Source organism: Nitratireductor sp. J20-h4, from assembly GCF_056780505.1.
Map to the genome: position 1 here is coordinate 3,962,893 of NZ_CM165557.1, position 18,618 is coordinate 3,981,510.

General features: G+C 66.5%; 21 protein-coding genes. 17 read left to right on the forward strand and 4 right to left on the reverse strand.

Annotated features, from left to right (window positions below; translation table 11 throughout):
* Positions 1–139: 139 nt before the first annotated feature.
* From ccmA to ACT2B0_RS19120, 6 genes are all read left to right on the forward strand, one after another.
* A complete protein-coding gene (gene ccmA / locus ACT2B0_RS19095) occupies positions 140–745 on the forward strand; it encodes a heme ABC exporter ATP-binding protein CcmA (RefSeq protein WP_473459878.1) in 606 nt (201 codons plus the stop codon).
* 46 nt (positions 746–791) lie between these two features.
* Positions 792–1,457 carry a heme exporter protein CcmB gene (gene ccmB / locus ACT2B0_RS19100; RefSeq protein ID WP_348419341.1) on the forward strand — a complete coding sequence of 222 codons (666 nt, stop codon included), beginning with the start codon at positions 792–794 and terminating at the stop codon, positions 1,455–1,457.
* 6 nt (positions 1,458–1,463) lie between these two features.
* On the forward strand, positions 1,464–1,880 hold the full coding sequence (locus ACT2B0_RS19105) for an ACT domain-containing protein (protein ID WP_348419340.1): 417 nt from the start codon (positions 1,464–1,466) through the stop codon (positions 1,878–1,880).
* Positions 1,881–1,961: 81 nt separating this feature from the next.
* The gene (locus tag ACT2B0_RS19110; protein ID WP_473459879.1) at positions 1,962–2,735 is read left to right on the forward strand and encodes a heme ABC transporter permease; all 774 of its coding nucleotides are present in this window, start codon (positions 1,962–1,964) and stop codon (positions 2,733–2,735) included.
* Positions 2,732–2,905: a heme exporter protein CcmD gene (gene ccmD / locus ACT2B0_RS19115; protein WP_473459880.1), complete on the forward strand. Its 174-nt coding sequence runs from the start codon at positions 2,732–2,734 to the stop codon at positions 2,903–2,905. Before ACT2B0_RS19110 ends, ccmD begins: the two co-directional genes overlap by 4 nt.
* A complete protein-coding gene (locus tag ACT2B0_RS19120; RefSeq protein WP_348419337.1) occupies positions 2,902–3,480 on the forward strand; it encodes a DsbE family thiol:disulfide interchange protein in 579 nt (192 codons plus the stop codon). Before ccmD ends, ACT2B0_RS19120 begins: the two co-directional genes overlap by 4 nt.
* Positions 3,481–3,573: 93 nt before the next feature.
* Here ACT2B0_RS19120 and rplS read toward each other — a convergent pair whose 3' ends face one another.
* The gene (gene rplS / locus ACT2B0_RS19125) at positions 3,574–4,077 is read right to left on the reverse strand and encodes a 50S ribosomal protein L19 (RefSeq protein ID WP_473459881.1); all 504 of its coding nucleotides are present in this window, start codon (positions 4,075–4,077) and stop codon (positions 3,574–3,576) included.
* Positions 4,078–4,402: 325 nt separating this feature from the next.
* On the opposite strand from rplS, the gene ACT2B0_RS19130 reads away from it, so the two are divergent.
* On the forward strand, positions 4,403–5,158 hold the full coding sequence (locus ACT2B0_RS19130; protein WP_473459882.1) for a sulfite exporter TauE/SafE family protein: 756 nt from the start codon (positions 4,403–4,405) through the stop codon (positions 5,156–5,158).
* Here the strand turns inward: ACT2B0_RS19130 and trmD are convergent.
* Both trmD and rimM read right to left on the reverse strand, forming a co-directional pair.
* Positions 5,140–5,841, reverse strand: a complete 702-nt coding sequence (gene trmD, locus ACT2B0_RS19135) for a tRNA (guanosine(37)-N1)-methyltransferase TrmD (RefSeq protein ID WP_473466107.1) — start codon at positions 5,839–5,841, stop codon at positions 5,140–5,142. The two genes, ACT2B0_RS19130 and trmD, sit on opposite strands and share 19 nt — an antisense overlap.
* A complete protein-coding gene (rimM, locus tag ACT2B0_RS19140; protein ID WP_473459883.1) occupies positions 5,838–6,428 on the reverse strand; it encodes a ribosome maturation factor RimM in 591 nt (196 codons plus the stop codon). Before rimM ends, trmD begins: the two co-directional genes overlap by 4 nt.
* 159 nt (positions 6,429–6,587) lie before the next feature.
* On the opposite strand from rimM, the gene ACT2B0_RS19145 reads away from it, so the two are divergent.
* The 5 genes from ACT2B0_RS19145 to pyc all read left to right on the forward strand — a co-directional run bounded on the left by ACT2B0_RS19145 (position 6,588) and on the right by pyc (position 13,447).
* Positions 6,588–7,526, forward strand: coding sequence for a tyrosine recombinase XerC (locus ACT2B0_RS19145; RefSeq protein WP_473459884.1), 939 nt, complete (start codon positions 6,588–6,590; stop codon positions 7,524–7,526).
* A 74-nt stretch (positions 7,527–7,600) separates the two neighbouring features.
* Positions 7,601–8,674 carry a TraB/GumN family protein gene (locus ACT2B0_RS19150; RefSeq protein WP_473459885.1) on the forward strand — a complete coding sequence of 358 codons (1,074 nt, stop codon included), beginning with the start codon at positions 7,601–7,603 and terminating at the stop codon, positions 8,672–8,674.
* A gap of 143 nt (positions 8,675–8,817) precedes the next feature.
* Positions 8,818–9,039, forward strand: coding sequence for a hypothetical protein (locus tag ACT2B0_RS19155; protein WP_473459886.1), 222 nt, complete (start codon positions 8,818–8,820; stop codon positions 9,037–9,039).
* Between the two features lie 252 nt (positions 9,040–9,291).
* Entirely contained in the window at positions 9,292–9,657 is a 366-nt protein-coding gene (locus ACT2B0_RS19160) for a hypothetical protein (RefSeq protein WP_473459887.1), read from the forward strand.
* A gap of 325 nt (positions 9,658–9,982) precedes the next feature.
* Positions 9,983–13,447: a pyruvate carboxylase gene (gene pyc, locus ACT2B0_RS19165; RefSeq protein ID WP_473459888.1), complete on the forward strand. Its 3,465-nt coding sequence runs from the start codon at positions 9,983–9,985 to the stop codon at positions 13,445–13,447.
* 56 nt (positions 13,448–13,503) lie between these two features.
* Here pyc and ACT2B0_RS19170 read toward each other — a convergent pair whose 3' ends face one another.
* Positions 13,504–14,322: a lytic murein transglycosylase gene (locus ACT2B0_RS19170; RefSeq protein ID WP_473459889.1), complete on the reverse strand. Its 819-nt coding sequence runs from the start codon at positions 14,320–14,322 to the stop codon at positions 13,504–13,506.
* 150 nt (positions 14,323–14,472) lie between these two features.
* Here ACT2B0_RS19170 and ACT2B0_RS19175 point away from each other — a divergent pair, with 150 nt between their 5' ends.
* The 5 genes from ACT2B0_RS19175 to ACT2B0_RS19195 all read left to right on the forward strand — a co-directional run bounded on the left by ACT2B0_RS19175 (position 14,473) and on the right by ACT2B0_RS19195 (position 18,579).
* Positions 14,473–14,619 (forward strand): hypothetical protein, encoded by a 147-nt coding sequence (locus ACT2B0_RS19175; protein ID WP_348419328.1) that lies wholly within the window; start codon positions 14,473–14,475, stop codon positions 14,617–14,619.
* A 167-nt stretch (positions 14,620–14,786) separates the two neighbouring features.
* Positions 14,787–16,352 (forward strand): signal recognition particle protein, encoded by a 1,566-nt coding sequence (gene ffh / locus ACT2B0_RS19180; RefSeq protein WP_473459890.1) that lies wholly within the window; start codon positions 14,787–14,789, stop codon positions 16,350–16,352.
* The gene (locus tag ACT2B0_RS19185) at positions 16,349–16,711 is read left to right on the forward strand and encodes a chorismate mutase (protein WP_348419326.1); all 363 of its coding nucleotides are present in this window, start codon (positions 16,349–16,351) and stop codon (positions 16,709–16,711) included. The genes ffh and ACT2B0_RS19185 overlap by 4 nt, the downstream gene beginning before the upstream one ends.
* 39 nt (positions 16,712–16,750) lie before the next feature.
* The gene (gene rpsP / locus ACT2B0_RS19190; RefSeq protein ID WP_473459891.1) at positions 16,751–17,164 is read left to right on the forward strand and encodes a 30S ribosomal protein S16; all 414 of its coding nucleotides are present in this window, start codon (positions 16,751–16,753) and stop codon (positions 17,162–17,164) included.
* A 227-nt stretch (positions 17,165–17,391) separates the two neighbouring features.
* Positions 17,392–18,579, forward strand: a complete 1,188-nt coding sequence (locus ACT2B0_RS19195) for a M24 family metallopeptidase (RefSeq protein WP_473459892.1) — start codon at positions 17,392–17,394, stop codon at positions 18,577–18,579.
* Positions 18,580–18,618: the final 39 nt, after the last annotated feature.

Below are 18,618 nucleotides of genomic sequence, written 5' to 3' on the forward strand. Positions count from 1 at the left end.
CGCAAATTGGTTACCATGCCGACCGCTGGCACGGTTGCCGATCTCTTAGAGACTTTCTAAACAGGTTTCCAGTCTGGGTGCGGGGAATTTTGCCGCACCGCACATCCGGCCGGGCGCCGGAGGGAATGGCAGGGGTGGAATGCGTCTGGTCGCCGACAACCTTGCCGGAGAACGCGGCGGCGAAACCGTCTTTTCCGGCATCGGGTTCACGCTGGAGATCGGTGGGGCCCTGGTCGTCACGGGGCCGAACGGCATCGGCAAGTCGACGCTGCTGCGCACCGTGGCCGGCCTGCTGCCGCTGGCGGCGGGCCGACTGGCGCTGGAAGGCGGCGGCGACAAATGGTCGGATATCGCCTCGGCATGTCATTATCTCGGCCACCAGAACGCGATGAAGACGGCGCTGACGGTCACCGAGAACCTTGCCTTCTGGCGCGACTTCCTCGGCGAGGCGCATCTGCCGCTCTCCGATGCGCTCGACATGGTCGGCCTCGCCGATATCGGACACCTGCCGTTCGGCTACCTGTCGACCGGCCAGCGCCGACGTATCGCGATCGCCCGCCTGTTGGTGGCCTATCGCCCGGTCTGGCTGCTCGACGAGCCGACGGCCGGTCTCGACCATGCCTCCGAGGCACAGTTCGCCGACCTGATGGCCGCCCATTGCGAGGATGGCGGCATGATCGTCGCCGCCACTCACCTGCCGCTCGCCTTGGAAAAGGCGCAGCAACTGCGGATGGGGAGCGCGTAACCCGGATGCAGCACTTCGTTTTTCCGGCACACGGGGGAGGCGCGCAATGCTAGCGCTCTTCCGTCGCGATCTCAGGCTCGGCATCCGTGCCGGCGGCGGCGCGCTGGTCGGCATCCTGTTCTTTCTCGCCGTGGTCGCCGTCATTCCTTTCGGCGTCGGCCCGGATCTGAACCTGCTTGCCCGCATCGGTCCGGCGATCCTGTGGATCGGCGCGCTGCTTGCCGGCCTGCTCGGGCTCGACCGCCTGTTTCAGGCCGACCGCGACGACGGCGCGCTCGATCTGATGGTGCTCAACCGCGACCGGCAAATGCTTGCCCTGGCCGTGTTCGTCAAATGCCTGGCTCACTGGACGGCGAGCATCCTACCGCTGGTGGTCGCCGCGCCTTTGCTCGGCCTGTTCATGAACATGTCGCCCGCAGGCATCGGCGCGGCGACGCTGACGCTGCTCTTCGGCACACCGGCGATCGCCTTCATCGGCGCGACCGGCGCGGCCGTCGCCATCAGCCTGCCGCGCGGCGGATTGCTGGTTTCAGTGCTCGTTCTGCCGCTGATGATCCCCGTCCTGATCTTCGGCGTTTCGGCCAGCTATGCCGCCGTCGCCGACCCCGACCCGTTTCTGCCGCCTTTCCTGCTCATGCTGGCGCTGACGCTGTTTTTCGCGGTGATCGGGCCGGTTGCGGCCGCCACCGCTTTGCGATGGGCGACGGATTGACGCGCCATGCCGGGCGAAACCAACCTTCAAATGCTGCTCGCCACCATGGCTCCCAGGCTGCACGACCTGCCTCTCGCCTACGTGACGATCGCACCGGGAAAACCCGAACCGGCCGGCCTCGAGCCGGTTCTGCGTTTCGAGGAGGTCGAGGGCACGACGCTGGTCGTGCCGCGCCGGCAGGCGCTCGACTGTGGCCTCGATCCGGTTTTTGCCTGCAAAATGATCACGCTGGAGATCCATTCCGCACTCGAGGCGGTCGGCTTTCTGGCCGCGCTGTTGCCGCCCTTGGCTGCCGCGGGTATCGGCGTAAACCCGGTTTCGGCCTATTTTCACGACCATCTTCTCGTGCCGGCCGACCGCGCTGGGGAGGCGATGGCGATCTTGGAAGGGATCGCCGAAAAAGCGCGCAGCGGCCCGCACTAACGGCAATTCCGCTCTGCGCCATCACGCCGCCTTGATCGCCGTCGATTGCAGAGGCTCGCGAGTGGAGGTATTGACAGGACCATGAGCCAAACCGCGATTTCTTCCTCGCGCTGGATGGATCTGGCCAATCCGACGCGTTTTCTCGCCTTTGCCGGCGCGGTCATTCCATGGTTGGCCGGCCTGGCCGCGCTCGTCATCGCGATCGGGCTCTATCTGGGCTTCACCGCGCCACAGGACTACCAGCAGGGCAGCACGGTCAGGATTATGTATATCCACGTGCCTTTCGCCTGGTTGGCCATGATGTGTTATTCGGTGATGGCCATTTCCGCGCTCGGCACGCTTGTGTGGCGCCATCCGCTGGCCGACGTCGCCTTGAAGGCAGCCGCGCCGATCGGTGCCGTCTTCACCGCGTTGGCGCTTTTGACCGGCTCGATCTGGGGCAAGCCGATGTGGGGCACCTGGTGGGTCTGGGACGCGCGCCTGACCTCCGTCTTCGTGTTGTTTTTGATGTATCTCGGCCTGATCGCGCTCACCCGCGCGCTCGACGATCCGGCGCGCTCGGCGCGCGCCGCCGCCATCGTCACGCTTGTCGGCGCCATCAACATCCCGATCATCAAATTTTCGGTCGATTGGTGGAACACGCTGCACCAGCCGGCTTCAGTCTTCCGCCTCGACGGGCCGACAATCCATGCCAGCCTGCTGTGGCCGCTGCTGGTGTGCGCGGCCGGCTTCACCCTGCTGTTCTTCACCCTGCATCTGATGGCCATGCGCGTCGAGATCTGGCGCCGCCGGGTTATCGCCATGCGCCGCATCAGCGCGCGCCGCGCCGACCGCAAGCAGGGAGGCACGCCATGACCCATGCGTTTTACGTCGCCGCCGCCTACGGGTTGTCCGCGCTTGCGATCGGCGGTCTGGTCGCCTGGACGCTGTTCGACCAGCGCGCCCGCAAGGCCGAACTGGCCGCCCTGGAAGCACAAGGCGTGCGCCGTCGTTCCGACGCCAAGACCAAGGACGCACCCGCATGAGTACCGGTTCCGTCACGCCGCCGCGCAACAGCCGACGCTGGATGGTGTTCGTGCCGCTCGCCCTCTTCGTCGCGCTGGCGGGGCTTTTTCTGCTCCAGCTCCTGTCGGGCCGCGACGGCGCCGCCATCCCCTCCGCGCTGATCGGCGCGCCGGCGCCCGAGACCGACCTGCCGCCGATCGAGGGAACCGACATGCCCGGCCTGTCGAGCAAGGATTTTCCCGGCCGCGTCACGGTGGTCAATGTGTGGGCGTCCTGGTGTGCGCCCTGCCGCCAGGAGCATCCGCTGCTGATGCAGCTCTCCCGCGACGAGCGGATCACCGTCGCCGGGCTGAATTACAAGGACGAAGCCGAGAACGCGCGGCGCTTCCTCGGCGAACTCGGCAATCCCTACGCCGCCGTGGGCGCCGACGGCACCGGCCGCACGGCGATCAACTGGGGCGTCTACGGCGTTCCCGAAACCTTCGTGGTCGGACGGGACGGCACCATCCGCTTCAAACATGTCGGCCCGCTCAGCCCGCAAAGCCTGACCGGCGATCTCATCCCCGCGATTGAAAAGGCGCTCGCCGCGCAATAGCCGCGCCGCGTCACGGCCGCAAACAACCGATCGGCCGGCACAAACAAAAAAGGCGGCCCGAGGCCGCCTTTTCGATTGGGATCCGACCCAGGTCTATTCGCCGCCGCTCTTTTCAGCAGCTTCGGCGGCGGCCTTCTCGGCGGCCAGCGCCTGCGCGGCGGCGACCTTCTCGGCCTCGATCCGCGCCTTTTCGGCCAGCATGGCCTGGCGGTCGTTTTCGTTCAGCTTGCGTGCGCGCACGCTGGTGTTTTCGGTGATGCGGGCCGACTTGCCGCGACGGTCGCGCAGATAATAGAGCTTGGCGCGGCGCACCTTGCCGCGACGCACGATCTCGACGCCCTCGACCATCGGCGAATAGACCGGGAACACGCGCTCCACGCCTTCGCCATAGGAGATCTTGCGGACGGTGAAGTTTTCCTGGAAGCCCGATCCCGAACGCGCGATGCACACGCCCTCATAGGCCTGCACGCGGGTGCGGGTACCCTCGGTGACGCGCACCTGGACGCGCACGGTATCGCCGGGCTCGAATTCGGGGAGCGTGCGCTTTTCTTCGATCTTCGCGGCCTGCTCGGCCTCGAGCTGACGGATGATGTCCATCGTCTCAAACCTCTTCTTTGTTCTCGACAGCCAGAGCGCCCGACGCTTGCCCCGCAGTCCTGTGACCGGGCGGCAATGCTTTCGCGCCGAAAGGCGCGGCGGCAGGGGCGAATTCACCGTTCTTGTTGACGGGTCCGGAAGATCGTTCCTCCGGTCGGCGGGCTCATACACGCTTCGTGCCGGTTTGTCACCTGCCGAACCGCGTTTTCTCGCCGGATCGGCGCGGCGGCGCGGATTGCCGGTGCCTGGCCGGTACGACCCTTGCCTCGTGGGGCGCCAGCGCCTACCACTCCTCGATCGCACGCCAACCTTCCCGAGCCGCATCGTGGATATCTTCTCCGCCCTTCTGCTCTTCCTGGCCGGTGTCCTGTCCGGCGCCATCAACGCCGTCGCCGGCGGCGGCACCTTCCTGACTTTCGGTGCGCTAACGCTTGCCGGCGTCGCGCCGATCTCGGCCAACGCCACTTCCTCGATCGCCCAGTTTCCAGGTTACGTCACCTCAACGCTGGCCTATTGGAGCGACATCCGCCAAATGTGGCGCGGCGCGCTGATCTTCTGCGCCGTTTCGGCCGTTGGCGGCCTGGCCGGCGCGCTGATCCTTTTGTCGCTCGATAACCCCTCCTTCCGCGCCCTGGTGCCCTGGCTGCTGATCGCTGCCACGGCGCTGTTTGCCGCCGGGCCGTGGCTGAAACCGAAACCGCGCGGTGATGCTACGTCCGCGCGAACCGGTTCGCTGAAAGGCTGGCTGGTCCAGTTCGTCACCGCGATCTATGGCGGGTTCTTCGGCGCCGGCATGGGCATCATGATGCTTGCCACGCTCGGCCTGACCGAAAACGGCGACTATCACCGCCTCAACGCGCTGAAAAACATGTTGTCGATCATTATCGCCATCGTGGCGATCGTGGTTTTCGTCTCCGGCGGCGTGGTCTCCTGGCTCGAGGTCGCCTTCATGGTGCCCGGCGTGGCGCTGGGCGGCTATGGCGGCGTCTGGGCGGCCAGGCGCGTTCCGCTCTGGAGCGTGCGCGCCTTCGTCATCGCGGTCGGCCTGTTCCTGGCCGGCTATTATTTCCTCACCGGCTGAGGCCCCGGCTTAAGGTCCGGCCGGCGCTCGCGCGTCAGCCGTTCGGCCTCGCCACGCCGCCAGGTGGCGATCCTGGCGTGATTGCCCGAAATCAGCACCTCCGGGATCGGCCGGCCCTCGAAATCCTGCGGGCGTGTATAATGGGGATGTTCGAGCAGGCCGTTCTCGAAACTTTCCTCCGTGCCGGAGGCCGCGTTGCCCATCACCCCGGGCAACAGCCGCACCACCGCGTCGAGCAGCACCAGCGCCGCCGGCTCGCCGCCCGACAGAATATAGTCGCCGATCGACACCTCCTCCAGGCCGCGCGCCTCGATGATGCGCTGGTCGACGCCCTCGAAGCGCCCGCACAGGATCACCGCGCCGGGACCGGCGGCCAGCGCGCGCACCCGCTGCTGGGTCAGCGGCCGGCCGCGCGGGCTCATCAACAGTTTCGGTCGCGTATCGTCCGGCGGCGCAACCGCGTCGATCGCCTTGGCCAGAATGTCGGCGCGCATCACCATGCCGGCGCCGCCGCCGGCCGGCGTGTCGTCGATCGTGCGGTGGCGGTCGCTGGCGAAATCGCGGATCTGCACCGCCTCCAGCGCCCAGTCGCCGCGCTCGAGCGCCTTGCCCGCCAGCGACAGGCCGAGCGCGCCGGGAAACATTTCCGGATAGAGCGTGAGAACCGTGGCGCGGAACATCAGCGATTGCCCCCCGAGGCTTCCGGCCCGCGCGGCCGCCCGGTCCGGCTGTCAGGCGCTTCCCCGGCCGCGCCGGTGTCGTCGAGCCCGGCCGCGATCCGGTCGAGCACCACGGCCCGCCCGCCGAGATCGACCGACGGCACCGCCGCCTTGGTGAACGGCACCAGCACGCTGCCGCCGCCGGGCCGGGTGATGTCGAGTATGTCGCCGCCGCCGAAATTGAGCACCGCCTTGACCGTACCGACCGTCGCGCCCTCCCGATCGACCGCGTCGAGACCGACCAGGTCGGCGTGATAGAATTCCTCCTCCTCGAGGTCGTCGGGCAGTGCGCCGCGATCCACGAACAGCGCCGTGCCGTTGAGCGCCTCGGCCGCCGAGCGGTCGGAAATCCCCTTGAAGCGCGCCACCAGCATCGCCTTGTGCGGGCGCAGGTCGAGGATGTCGAAGCGCCGGCCGGTCTCGTCGTAAAGCGGGCCGTACTCGGCGAGCGCCATCGGGTCGCCGGTGAAGGTCTTGACCCGCACCGCGCCCTTGATGCCCTGCGCCGCGCCGATCACGGCCAATTGCACGGGTGTTTCGGGTCTTGCCATCGCGCCTGTTCCAAAACCGTTCGAGAAGGCCGCGCCCTCGCCGGCGGCCTGTTTCCTTCCCTATCGGCTGACGCCCGGCAATTCAATTCGCATCGGCTTCACCTCGCGCTAACCGGGACGGGTGACACTGTGTGCCCAAATGGAACGCGCTTCGAACACATGACAGCCTATCTCGTCATCGCCCGGCCCGACCTTATCGCCGCCCGCGCCGAGTGGCTGGGCGCGCTCAGAAACGAAAAACGGCTCGCGCCGCTGACGCTCGCAGCCTATGAGCGCGACACGCGCCAGTTCCTGCAATTCTTCACCGGCCATTGCGGCGGCGCGCCGGGCCTTGCCGACATCGCCGATCTGCGCCCGGCCGACCTGCGCGCCTTCCTTGCCTGGCGTCGCCGCGAGGGCGTGGGCGCGCGCTCCCTCGGCCGCGGCCTGGCCGGCATCCGATCGCTGCTCAGGCATCTGGAACGGCGCGGCCTGGTCAGCGCCGCCGGCGCCGGCGCGCTCAGGGCGCCGAAACAGCCGCGCTCGCTGCCCCGACCGCTGAGAGCCGACGAGGCCCGGCGGCTGACGACGGCGGATGCGCAGCTCGCGGAGGAGCCCTGGATCGCGGCGCGCGACGCCGCGGTGATGGCGCTTCTCTACGGCTGCGGCCTGCGTATCTCCGAAGCGCTCGGACTGACCGGCGGCGATTTCGGCACGCCACCTCCGGCCAGCCTGCGCATCACCGGCAAGGGCGGCAAGCAGCGGCTCGTCCCGGTGCTGCCCGTGGTCGCCGAGGCGGTCGCAACCTATCGCCGGCTCTGCCCCTACGGTCTCGATGACGACCGGCCGCTGTTTCGCGGCGTGCGCGGCGGTCCGTTGGCCGCCGCGATCGTCCAGCGCGCCATGCGCCGAATGCGCACCGCGCTCGACCTGCCCGACGACGCGACCCCGCACGCGCTGCGCCATTCCTTCGCCACGCATCTTCTCGGTCGCGGCGGAGATCTGCGCACCATTCAGGAACTGCTCGGCCATGCCAGCCTGTCGACCACCCAGATCTATACGGATGTCGACACCGAACGCCTGCTCGAAGTCTACGGCAAGGCGCACCCGCGCGCCTGAACGGGGCGCAAACCCCGCATATTTGTGGCTCTGCCTTAACGGTTTTGCCGCTTTTTGCCGCTAGGCTTCTGCCCATGACCCCTTCGATTGCCATTGCCGAACGCATAGCGGGACTGTCGCTGAAACTGATTGCGGCCGTGAATATCCTGTTCTTGCTGTCCTTCCTTCTCGTGACCGCGCTTGCCGTGACCCGTGCCGATGCGCAGGAGACGGTATGCACCGGGCAGGACCTTCTCGAAAAACTGGCCAGGGACGATCCCGCCGCGCTCGAGCGGTTGGAGGCGCAGGCACGCCGAACGCCGAACGGCCGGAATCTGCTCTGGAAGGTCGAAAAGGAGGGCGCGGCGCCCTCCTTTCTCTTTGGCACCATGCACCTGACCGATCCGCGCGTGATCGAGCTCACGCCTGCCGCCGACGGCGCCTTCGACAGCGCGTCCACCATCGTCATCGAGACCACCGAGGTGGTCGACCAGGCAACGGCGATGACGGCGATGATGGAGCGTCCGGATCTGATGATGTTCACGGACGACAAGACGATCTTCTCCTTCATGAGCGACGACGAGGAAAACGACGTCCGCGCGGCGCTGGAAAAGCGCGGCATCCCGCCGGTCAGCATTCAGAAGATGAAACCCTGGATGCTTGCCTCCGCGATCGCCCTGCCGGCCTGCGAGATGGCCCGCAAGGCTGCCGGTGCGCCGTTCCTCGACATCAAGCTCGCCAGGCGCGCCGAAGAGGACGGCAAGACGCTCGGCGGGCTTGAAACCCTGGTCGGCCAGCTCGACGCGATGGCGTCCCTGCCGATGGAGTTTCATGTCCAGGGCCTGATCGAGACCCTTAAACTCGGTCCGCGCATGGACGACATCTTCGAAACCATGATCCAGCTCTACGAGCAGGAACGCATCGACATGATCTGGCCGCTGTTCAAGATCGTGCTTCCGGCCGCAGACGACGAGGGCGCCGAAACCGGTTATGCCGCCTTCGAGGAAGCGATGATCACCACGCGCAACCGCACCATGGCCGACAACGCCGCCGCCTTTCTGGAGGCGGGCAGCGCCTTCATCGCCGTCGGCGCGCTTCACCTGCCGGGCGAAAAGGGGCTCGTCGCGCTGCTGCGCGCCCGCGGCTACCACGTGACGCCTATTCCCTGAGAGTACCCGCGAAAGCGCCGTTCACCGAGGCCGCGGGCCGGACTATGGCCGGCGGCGACCGATCACCAAAAGCGTGATTTGGCGTCGTTGCCCCGTCTTGGTAACATCCGACCGTCCGATCCGACGATCAGGGAGACTTTCGCATGAAAACCACCCTCCTCCTTGCGGTTGCGCTGGGTCTGTCGACAGCCGCCGCCCAGGCCTGCCAGATGCACGGCGATCACGAGTCCGCCAGCGCCGGGAAGATGACTGTCGCCAGCATCGAGGACAAGAAGGCGCCGATGACAACGGTCGACGAGGACGCCAGGACCGCCGCGATCGAGAAACCGGCGACAAAGGCCGCCTCACCGGACATGGCTGAATAAACCCGCCGGCGACCTGCCGGAATTCCGTTGGCGGAACTGCGCGGGCAAGCTGCCGGCCGCGGTCGCGAAGGGTGACCGGCCTTTAAGTCTAACGATCTCGCGCAGGCGCCGCCATTGTGCATCCCAAAGGCGCCGCTTTTCGACAATGCGCTGAACCGCCTTCACAATCTGTGATCAAGTGCGCCTCTTCGTGATGAAACCGCTCGCCTCGGGTTTCGTTGTCTGCGGAGCATTGCACGAAGGAGGTGTAGTATGAACGCTCCAGGCAGACGTCCCGAAATCGATCCCGTCGATCCTGTTGGCATCGACCGCGATATCGCCGATCCTTCCCAGCCTTACGATCCGCGCCTGCAGCGCGAAATCAACCCCGGTCCGCGCGGCCTGATGGCGGCTACCATCGCCGTCGTCGTGGTCCTGCTCGCCATCGTGGCCTTCAGCCTTGTCGGTGGCGGTGCCGATCCGCAGACCGCCGACACGATCGGCAATGCGCCGGCGGCCGAACGCGTCGACGACACCACCACCAGCGCGCTCGGCACCGAGACCGGGCAGCCGCGCGCGGAAATTCCGCCGCTGGAGGCGCAGGATGGCGCACCGGTCGAGACCGGACCGGCCGACTGATTTTCTTCGAATTGTCTTGACCGGCCCCCTTGAGGAAGACCGGATCGCTGACGGACCCCGCCTATTCTCGGCGGGGTCCGTTGTCTTTGGCGGTCTCGGGCGTGGTGAGGCCCCGGCTGCGGGCAGCGGGGCAGGATCTGTCGGGCGACGGCGCGGTAAGCTGCACCGGACGAGGCCACAGACCGGCAATACGGTCAAGACCAAGCTGCGGTGCTGCCAGGCGTCGCCTCCGCGGCGCCGGCGCGACGTCGGTTATTTGCACTGCAGCATTTTCCCGTTATGGATGGCGCGACCTTCTGCCGCTTCGAAAATAGGGGTTCCCGCATTGCCGATATCCAAGATCCTCGTCGCCAACCGGTCCGAAATCGCGATTCGTGTCTTTCGCGCCGCCAACGAACTCGGTCTGCGCACCGTCGCGATCTGGGCCGAGGAGGACAAATATTCCCTGCACCGCTTCAAGGCCGATGAATCCTACCAGGTCGGCCGCGGCCCCCATCTGGCCAAGGATCTCGGCCCGATCGAAAGCTATCTGTCGATCGACGAGGTCATTCGCGTGGCCCGGCTGTCGGGCGCCGACGCCATTCACCCCGGCTACGGCCTGTTGTCGGAAAGTCCGGAATTCGCCGAGGCCTGTGCCGCAAACGGCGTCATCTTCATCGGCCCGAAACCCGAAACCATGCGCCGGCTTGGTAACAAGGTCGCCGCGCGCAATCTGGCCGTCGAGGTCGGCGTGCCGGTCGTGCCCGCCACAGAACCCTTGCCCGACGACATGGACGAAGTCGCCAGAATGGCCGAGGCGATCGGCTATCCGGTCATGCTCAAGGCCTCGTGGGGTGGCGGCGGACGCGGCATGCGCGCCATCCGCGCGCCCGGGGATCTCGCCCGCGAGGTGACGGAGGCCAAGCGCGAGGCCCGCGCCGCCTTCGGCAAGGACGAGGTCTATCTGGAAAAGCTGGTCGAGCGCGCCCGCCATGTCGAGGTCCAGGTGCTGGGCGACACGCATGGCAATGTCGTGCATCTGTTCGAGCGCGACTGTTCGATCCAGCGGCGCAACCAGAAGGTCGTGGAGCGCGCGCCCGCGCCCTATCTCGACGCCGCGCAACGCCAGGAACTGGCCGACCACGCGCTCAGGATCGCGCGGGCCACCGACTATATTGGCGCGGGAACCGTCGAATTCCTGATGGATGCCGATACCGGCGCGTTCTATTTCATCGAGGTCAACCCGCGCATTCAGGTCGAGCACACCGTCACCGAGGAGGTGACGGGCATCGACATCGTCAAAGCCCAGGTCCACATCCTCGACGGCGCCGCGATCGGTACGCCGGCCTCCGGCGTGCCGGCGCAGGACCAGATTCGCCTTAACGGCCACGCCATGCAGTGCCGGATCACCACCGAGGATCCCGAGCAGAACTTCATTCCCGACTACGGTCGCATCACCGCCTATCGCGGCGCCACCGGTTTCGGCATCCGGCTCGACGGCGGCACCGCCTATTCCGGCGCGGTCATCACCCGCTTCTACGATCCGCTGCTTGAGAAGGTGACCGCCTGGGCCCCGACGCCGCAGGAGACGATCGCGCGCATGGACCGAGCCCTGCGCGAATTCCGCATTCGCGGCGTCGCGACCAATCTCACCTTCCTGGAGGCGATCGTCGCCCATCCGAGCTTTCGCGACAATTCCTATACGACCCGTTTCATCGACACCACGCCCGAGCTTTTCGATCAGGTCAAGCGACGCGACCGGGCGACCAAGCTGCTCAACTACATCGCCGACGTGTCGGTCAACGGCCACCCCGAAACGCGCGGCCGGCCGCGACCGTCGGCGGAAGCCGCCGCGCCGGTCCTGCCTTATGTCGGCGGCGACGTGCCCGACGGCGCCAAGCAGCATTTCGATCGGCTCGGGCCGGAGAAATTCGGGCGCTGGATGCGCGACCAGACCCGCGTGCTTGTCACCGACACGACCATGCGCGACGGCCATCAATCGCTGCTGGCGACCCGTATGCGCACCCACGACATCGCCCGTGTGGCCGGTGCCTATGCCCGCGCCCTGCCGCAATTGCTGTCGCTCGAATGCTGGGGCGGCGCCACGTTCGACGTCGCCATGCGCTTTCTGACCGAAGACCCGTGGGAGCGGCTCGACCTGGTGCGCAAAGGCGCGCCGAACCTGCTCTTGCAGATGCTGCTCAGGGGCGCCAACGGCGTCGGCTACACCAATTATCCCGACAATGTCGTCAGGCATTTCGTCAAACAGGCCGCTGCCGGCGGGATCGACCTGTTCCGCGTTTTCGACTGCCTGAACTGGGTCGAGAACATGCGTGTGGCCATGGACGCGGTCGGCGCCGAAGGCAAATTATGCGAGGCCGCGATCTGCTATACCGGCGACATTCTCGATCCCGACCGCGCCAAATACGACCTGAAATATTATGTCGGCCTGGCCCGGGAGCTGGAAGCCGCGGGCGCGCATATCATCGCCGTCAAGGACATGGCCGGCCTGCTGAAGCCGAACGCCGCCCGGGTGCTGTTCAAGGCGCTGCGCGAGGCGACGGACCTGCCGATCCATTTCCACACCCACGACACGTCCGGCATCGCGGCGGCCACCGTGCTCGCCGCCGTGGAGACCGGCGTCGACGCGGTCGACGCCGCCATGGATGCGCTGTCGGGCAACACCTCGCAGCCCTGTCTCGGCTCGATCGTCGAGGCGCTCAAGGGTTCGGAGCGCGATCCCGGTCTCGATCCCGAATGGATCCGGCGCATCTCCTTCTACTGGGAAGCGGTTCGCAACCAGTACGCCGCATTCGAAAGCGACCTGAAAGGGCCCGCTTCCGAGGTCTATCTGCACGAAATGCCCGGCGGCCAGTTCACCAATCTGAAGGAGCAGGCCCGTTCGCTGGGACTGGAGACGCGCTGGCACGAGGTCGCGCAGGCCTATCACGACGTCAATTTGATGTTCGGCGACATCGTCAAGGTGACGCCGTCGTCGAAAGTGGTCGGCGACATGGCGCTGATGATGGTCAGCCAGGACATGACGGTTGCGGAGGTCGAGGACCCAGCCCGCGACATCGCCTTTCCCGACTCGGTCGTCTCCATGCTGCGCGGCGATCTCGGCCAGCCCCCGAGCGGCTGGCCCGCCGCCCTGCAGGCCAAGGTATTGAAAGGGGAAAAACCGGTCACCGCGCGGCCGGGCGCGCTGCTTGAACAGGCCGACCTGCCCGCGAAGCGCCGGGAACTGGAAGACCAGCTTGGCCGCGAAGCCAGCGAGTTCGAGTTCGCGTCATGGCTGATGTATCCGAAAGTGTTTTCCGACTTCGCCGCCGTCACGGACGATTACGGCCCCGTCAGCGTGCTGCCGACGCCGACCTATTTTTACGGCATGCAGCCCGAGGACGAGATTTTCGTCGAGATCGAGCGCGGCAAGACGCTGGTCGTGCGCTGCCTGGCGATCGGCGAGACCAACGACAAGGGCATGGTCACCGTCTTCTTCGAGCTCAACGGCCAGCCGCGCCGGGTCAAGGTGCCGGACCGTGCGCATGGCGCCGCCAACGGCAAGACGCGGCGCAAGGCCGATCCCGGCAACGACAACCACGTCGCCGCGCCGATGCCGGGCGTGGTGTCGACGCTGGCGGTCGCGGCCGGCCAGGAGATCAAGGCCGGCGACGTGTTGTTGTCGATCGAGGCGATGAAGATGGAAACCGCGCTGCATGCCGAGCGCGACGGCGTGATCGCCGAGGTGCTGGTCGCCGCCGGCGACCAGATCGACGCCAAGGACCTGCTCGTCACCTATGACGAGCAATAGTCCTCGACCCGAAGACGGGGCGCGGCGGAAAGATCCCGCCCGCCCCCTTGCGTCGGTCAGCCGTCGATCTGCGCGCCGATGATCGCGATCGCCTGCTGGTAGACGCTCGCCGCGTTCCAGCCCTTGATGGCACGGAAATTAGGCTGGCCGGGCTGATAGCCCGCGCCGGGACGCCAGCCATGCGCGCGCAGGAAATTTGCCGTCGAGGCCAACGCGTCGGCGCGCGAGCGCACGAGGTCGAGCCGGCCATTGCCGTCGCCATCGGCGCCGTAGCGCAGGATGCTGCCCGGCAGGAACTGCGTCTGGCCGAGCTCGCCATGCTTGGCGCCGACGCTGGAGCTGGAAACCACGCCGCGATCGACCAGCGTCAGCGCGGCGATCAGATGGCCGGTGAAGAACTCCGAGCGCCGGCAGTCATAGGCGAGCGTGGCCGTCGCAGACAAAAGGTTCGAGTTGCCCATGAAGCTGCCGAAGCCGGTCTCCATGCCCCAGATCGCGATCAACGGGCCGGGCGGCACGCCGTAGCGCCGCTCCAGATTGGCGAACAGCTTGGCGTGCTGTTTCTTCAGCCGCTTGCCCTTGCTGGCGATCGTGCTGGCGCCACGCACCTGCATGAATTTCTTCAGCGAATATTTGAAGCTTTTCTGTCCCCGGTCGGCGCGTATGGTCGCTGTCGCATAGCGCGTCTGCTGCAGCGCCTTGAGGCCGCGATTGCCGATACCCTTGGCGCGGGCCTCGGCCGTCATCTGCTGCTTCCAGGTCTCGAACCCGCCCGCATTGTTGCCGCATTGGGCCGCCCAGCCCGCACCGCTTCCAGCCAAAGTCGCGACGGCCAAAACCGCCGCCATCACCATGCCCTTGGACCTGATTGTCATTCCGTTCTCCCGCTGCCTGCACCGGTCACGACGCGCCCGCCACGGCCACCAGGTAAACCCCGCCTGGCCAGGCACGCAGATCGCGCCAAAAGTATGGAGCTAGTTTCCAAACAAGTCTATTCTTGGGCCGGTTAACGGTGGGTTGCGGCTATGTCCGACTTCGAAGGCATGATCGTCGACGCGGCGGCGGCGAGCGGCCCGACGGGTTGTCCGGCGCTCGAGCGCGCATCTGGCGTGCTTTTGCTTGACTTTCGCGGCCAAATCCTGTCTATCCGGCTCGAATTCCGCGACGAGTGACCACTCCGAGCAGCCGACCGGGACCCTTCTTGAAGGTATAAAGCGATCCCGGAGGCCAACACCCGGCAGCGCGATGCGCCCCCGGGTGCTTTTTGGCTTTGTCGGTTGGTCGAACGCGGCGGACATACTACCTCTGACTGAGAACGGTCGGAGACAAAGGACGGACGATGTTTGAATCGCTGCAGGAACGCCTTGGATCGATCCTGAACGGGCTGACCGGGCGCGGCGCGCTGTCGGAAGCCGACGTGTCCGCGGCGCTGCGCGAAGTGCGCCGGGCTCTCATCGAGGCCGACGTCGCGCTCGAGGTCGTGCGCTCCTTCACCGATCGCGTACGCGAGAAGGCCGTCGGCGCGGAAGTCCTGAAATCGATCAAGCCCGGCCAGATGGTCGTCAAGATCGTCCACGATGAGCTGGTCGCCATGCTCGGCTCGGACGGCGAGGTGATCGACCTCAATGCGCCGGCGCCGGTTGTCATCATGATGGTCGGCCTGCAGGGCTCGGGCAAGACGACGACCTCCGGCAAGATCGCCAAGCGGCTTGCCGAGCGGCAGGGCAAGAAGGTCCTGATGGCCTCGCTCGACACCCGCCGGCCGGCCGCGCAGGAACAGTTGCGCCAGATCGGCGAGCAGACCGGCATCGCTACCCTGCCCGTCGTGGCCGGCCAGTCGCCGGTCGACATCGCCAAGCGCGCCGTCCAGGCCGGCAGGCTCGGCGGCCACGACGTCGTCATCCTCGATACGGCCGGCCGCACCCATATCGACGAGCCGCTGATGATCGAGATGGCCGACATCCGCAAGGTGTCGGACCCGCACGAGATTCTGCTCGTCGCCGATTCGCTCACCGGCCAGGACGCCGTCAACCTGGCGCGCTCCTTCGACGAGCGGGTCGGCGTCACCGGGCTGGTGCTTACCCGTATGGATGGCGACGGACGCGGCGGCGCCGCGCTGTCGATGCGCGCCGTCACCGGCAAGCCGGTCAAGCTGATCGGCACCGGCGAGAAGATGGACGCGCTGGAGGAGTTTCATCCCAAGCGCATCGCCGACCGCATTCTCGGCATGGGCGACATCGTCTCCCTCGTCGAAAAGGCTGCCGAAACCATCGACGCGGAACAGGCCGCCGCGATGGCCAAGAAGATGCAGTCGGGCAAGTTCGATCTGAACGACCTCGCCGACCAGCTGCGTCAGATGCAGAAGATGGGCGGCATGGGCGGCATCATGGGCATGATGCCCGGCATGGGCAAAATGAAGGACCAGATCGCGGCAGCCGGCCTCGACGACAAGATGTTCGGCCGCCAGCTCGCCATCATTTCCTCGATGACGAAGAAGGAACGGGCCAATCCCGACATCCTCAAGCACAGCCGCAAGAAGCGCATCGCGTCAGGATCGGGAACCAGCGCCGCCGAGATCAACAAGCTCTTGAAGATGCATCGCCAGATGGCCGACATGATGAAAGCCATGGGCGGCAAGGGCAAGGGCGGCGGCGCCATGCGCGGCCTGATGGGCGGCATGGCCCAGAAGATGGGCCTTGGCGGCTTGGGCGGCGGCATGGGCGGCATGCCGGACCTGTCGAAAATGGATCCCAAGCAGCTCGAGCAATTGCAAAAACAGGCCGAGGCGGCGGGCCTCGGCGGCGGCATGCCCAGGCTTGGCGGCGGTGGTCTGCCCGGCCTGCCCGGCGGAGCGAAGCTACCGGGACTGGGCACGGGCCTGCCCGGCCTGCCGAGGAAGAAATGAACGGAGGAACGGCATTGGCGGAAACGTCGGACACCCAGAAGGCGCGCGAGATCCTGGCCGGCTACCGGGCCTCGATCGACAATATCGACGCCGCGCTCGTGCATATGCTTGCCGAACGTTTCCGGTGCACCAAGGCGGTCGGCCATTTGAAGGCCACGCACGATTTGCCGCCGGCCGACCCCGCGCGCGAGGAGCGCCAGATCGCGCGGCTGCGCCAGCTTGCCGCCGACGCCCATCTCGACCCGGATTTCGCGGAGAAATTCCTCAATTTCATCATCCGCGAGGTGATCCGGCACCACGAAATGATCGCTCGTGAAAACGGCGCCGGGGATGCTCCCCATGCCGGCACGGACGGCTGAACCCGATATTACCGATCAGTGAGACCCTAGGAGACAAAAATGGCACTGAAGATCAGACTGGCCCGGGCGGGCTCGAAAAAGCGCCCCTACTATCACGTCGTCGTCGCCGACGTGCGCAGCCCGCGCGACGGCCGCTTCATCGAGGCGATCGGTTCGTGGAACCCGACGCTGCCCAAGGATGCCGAGCGCGTCAAGATCGACGAGGAGCGTGTCAAGCACTGGATGGCCCAGGGCGCCAAGCCGACCGACCGCGTGCTGCGCTTCCTCGACCAGGCTGGTCTTGCCAAGCGCCCGGCGCGCTCCAATCCCAAGAAGGCCGAGCCGGGCAAGAAGGCCCAGGAACGCCTGGCGCTGATCAAGCAGGCCGAGGAAGAGCTCGCCGCCAAGCTTGAGGAAGAAAAGGCCGCGGTATCCGAAGCCGCCGAAGCGCCGGCCGAGGAAGCAACGTCCTAATCGTTTTCGCTCCGAAACGAAATGATCGACGGCGGGCCACGGTCCGCCGTCTTCTTTTTGTGGGCGCCGAAGCCCGGGCTTCCCCCTATTGGAATGGACATGACCCCGCTCGCCCAGGCCGGGTGCGGCAATTTTCCGCTGGACCGGAACCGGGTCGATAAGGCAATCTGGTCCGACCAGTTTGCCCGAGATCGTTCGGGCAAGACCCGTAGGCGGAGGAGCACACGGTGAGCATCCAATCGACCGCGGCCGGGGAGGCCGACACGCCATTCGATCGCGCGCGGCTCGATCGCCTGATGGAGGAAGCCGGCATCGACGTGCTTGTGGCGACCTCCAAGCACAATGTCCAATATCTGCTCGGCGGCTATCGCTACATCTTCTTCCACGCCATGGACGCGATCGGCCACAGCCGTTACCTGCCGGTCCTCGTCTACGAAAAGGGCCGGCCCGACCGCGCCGCCTATGTCGGCAATAAGATGGAGGGCATGGAACAGCAGGTGAACCCGTTCTGGACGCCCACGGTCAAGACGACCTGCTGGGGCAGCGTCGATGCCGCGCATGAGGCGATTGCCCAGATCAAGGCGATCGGCCGTCATGGCGCGCGGATCGGCATCGAGCCGTCCTTCCTCCCCTCCGACGCCTGGCTGGCGCTGACCGCCGGGCTCGAGGATGCGAGTTTCGTCGACGCGACGGGCACGCTGGAGCGCCTGCGCGCGGTCAAGACCGCGGCCGAACTCGACCTATTGCGCACGGCGTCCGAACTGATTACCGATTCCATGCTGGCGGTGTTTTCCGGCCATGGCGAAGGCGCCGGCAAGGCCGAACTGGTCGATGCGCTGCGCCGCGAGGAGACCGAACGCGGTCTCCAGTTCGAATATTGCCTGATCACCATCGGTTCGAGCCACAACCGCGCCGTCTCGTCGCAAAGCTGGCAGTCGGGCGAGGTTCTGTCGCTCGATTCGGGTGGCAATTATCGCGGTTATATCGGCGATCTGTGCCGCATGGGCGTTCTCGGCGAACCGGATTCCGAACTGCAGGACCTGCTGGCGGAGGTCGACGCCGTCCAGCAGGCGGCGTTTTCGAGGATCCGGGCGGGCGCGACCGGAGCGGAGATGATCGCCCACGCCGAAGAGACGCTGAAATCGCTGCCCAATGCCGCCTGCAACGACTTTTTCGCCCACGGCATGGGCCTGATCAGCCACGAGGCGCCGTTCCTGATGACCGACCACCCCGTCGCCTATGACGGCGTCGACGCCGACAGACCGCTCGAAGCCGGCATGGTGATATCGGTCGAAACCACCATGCTTCATCCGCGCCGCGGTTTCATCAAGCTGGAAGATACGGTCGCCGTCACCGGTAACGGCCACGAATTGATCGGCGATCGCGGCCGGAGCTGGAATCGCGGGCAGGCATAGGCCAGGCGATCAAAGCCGGATCATGGGCGTTTCCACGCA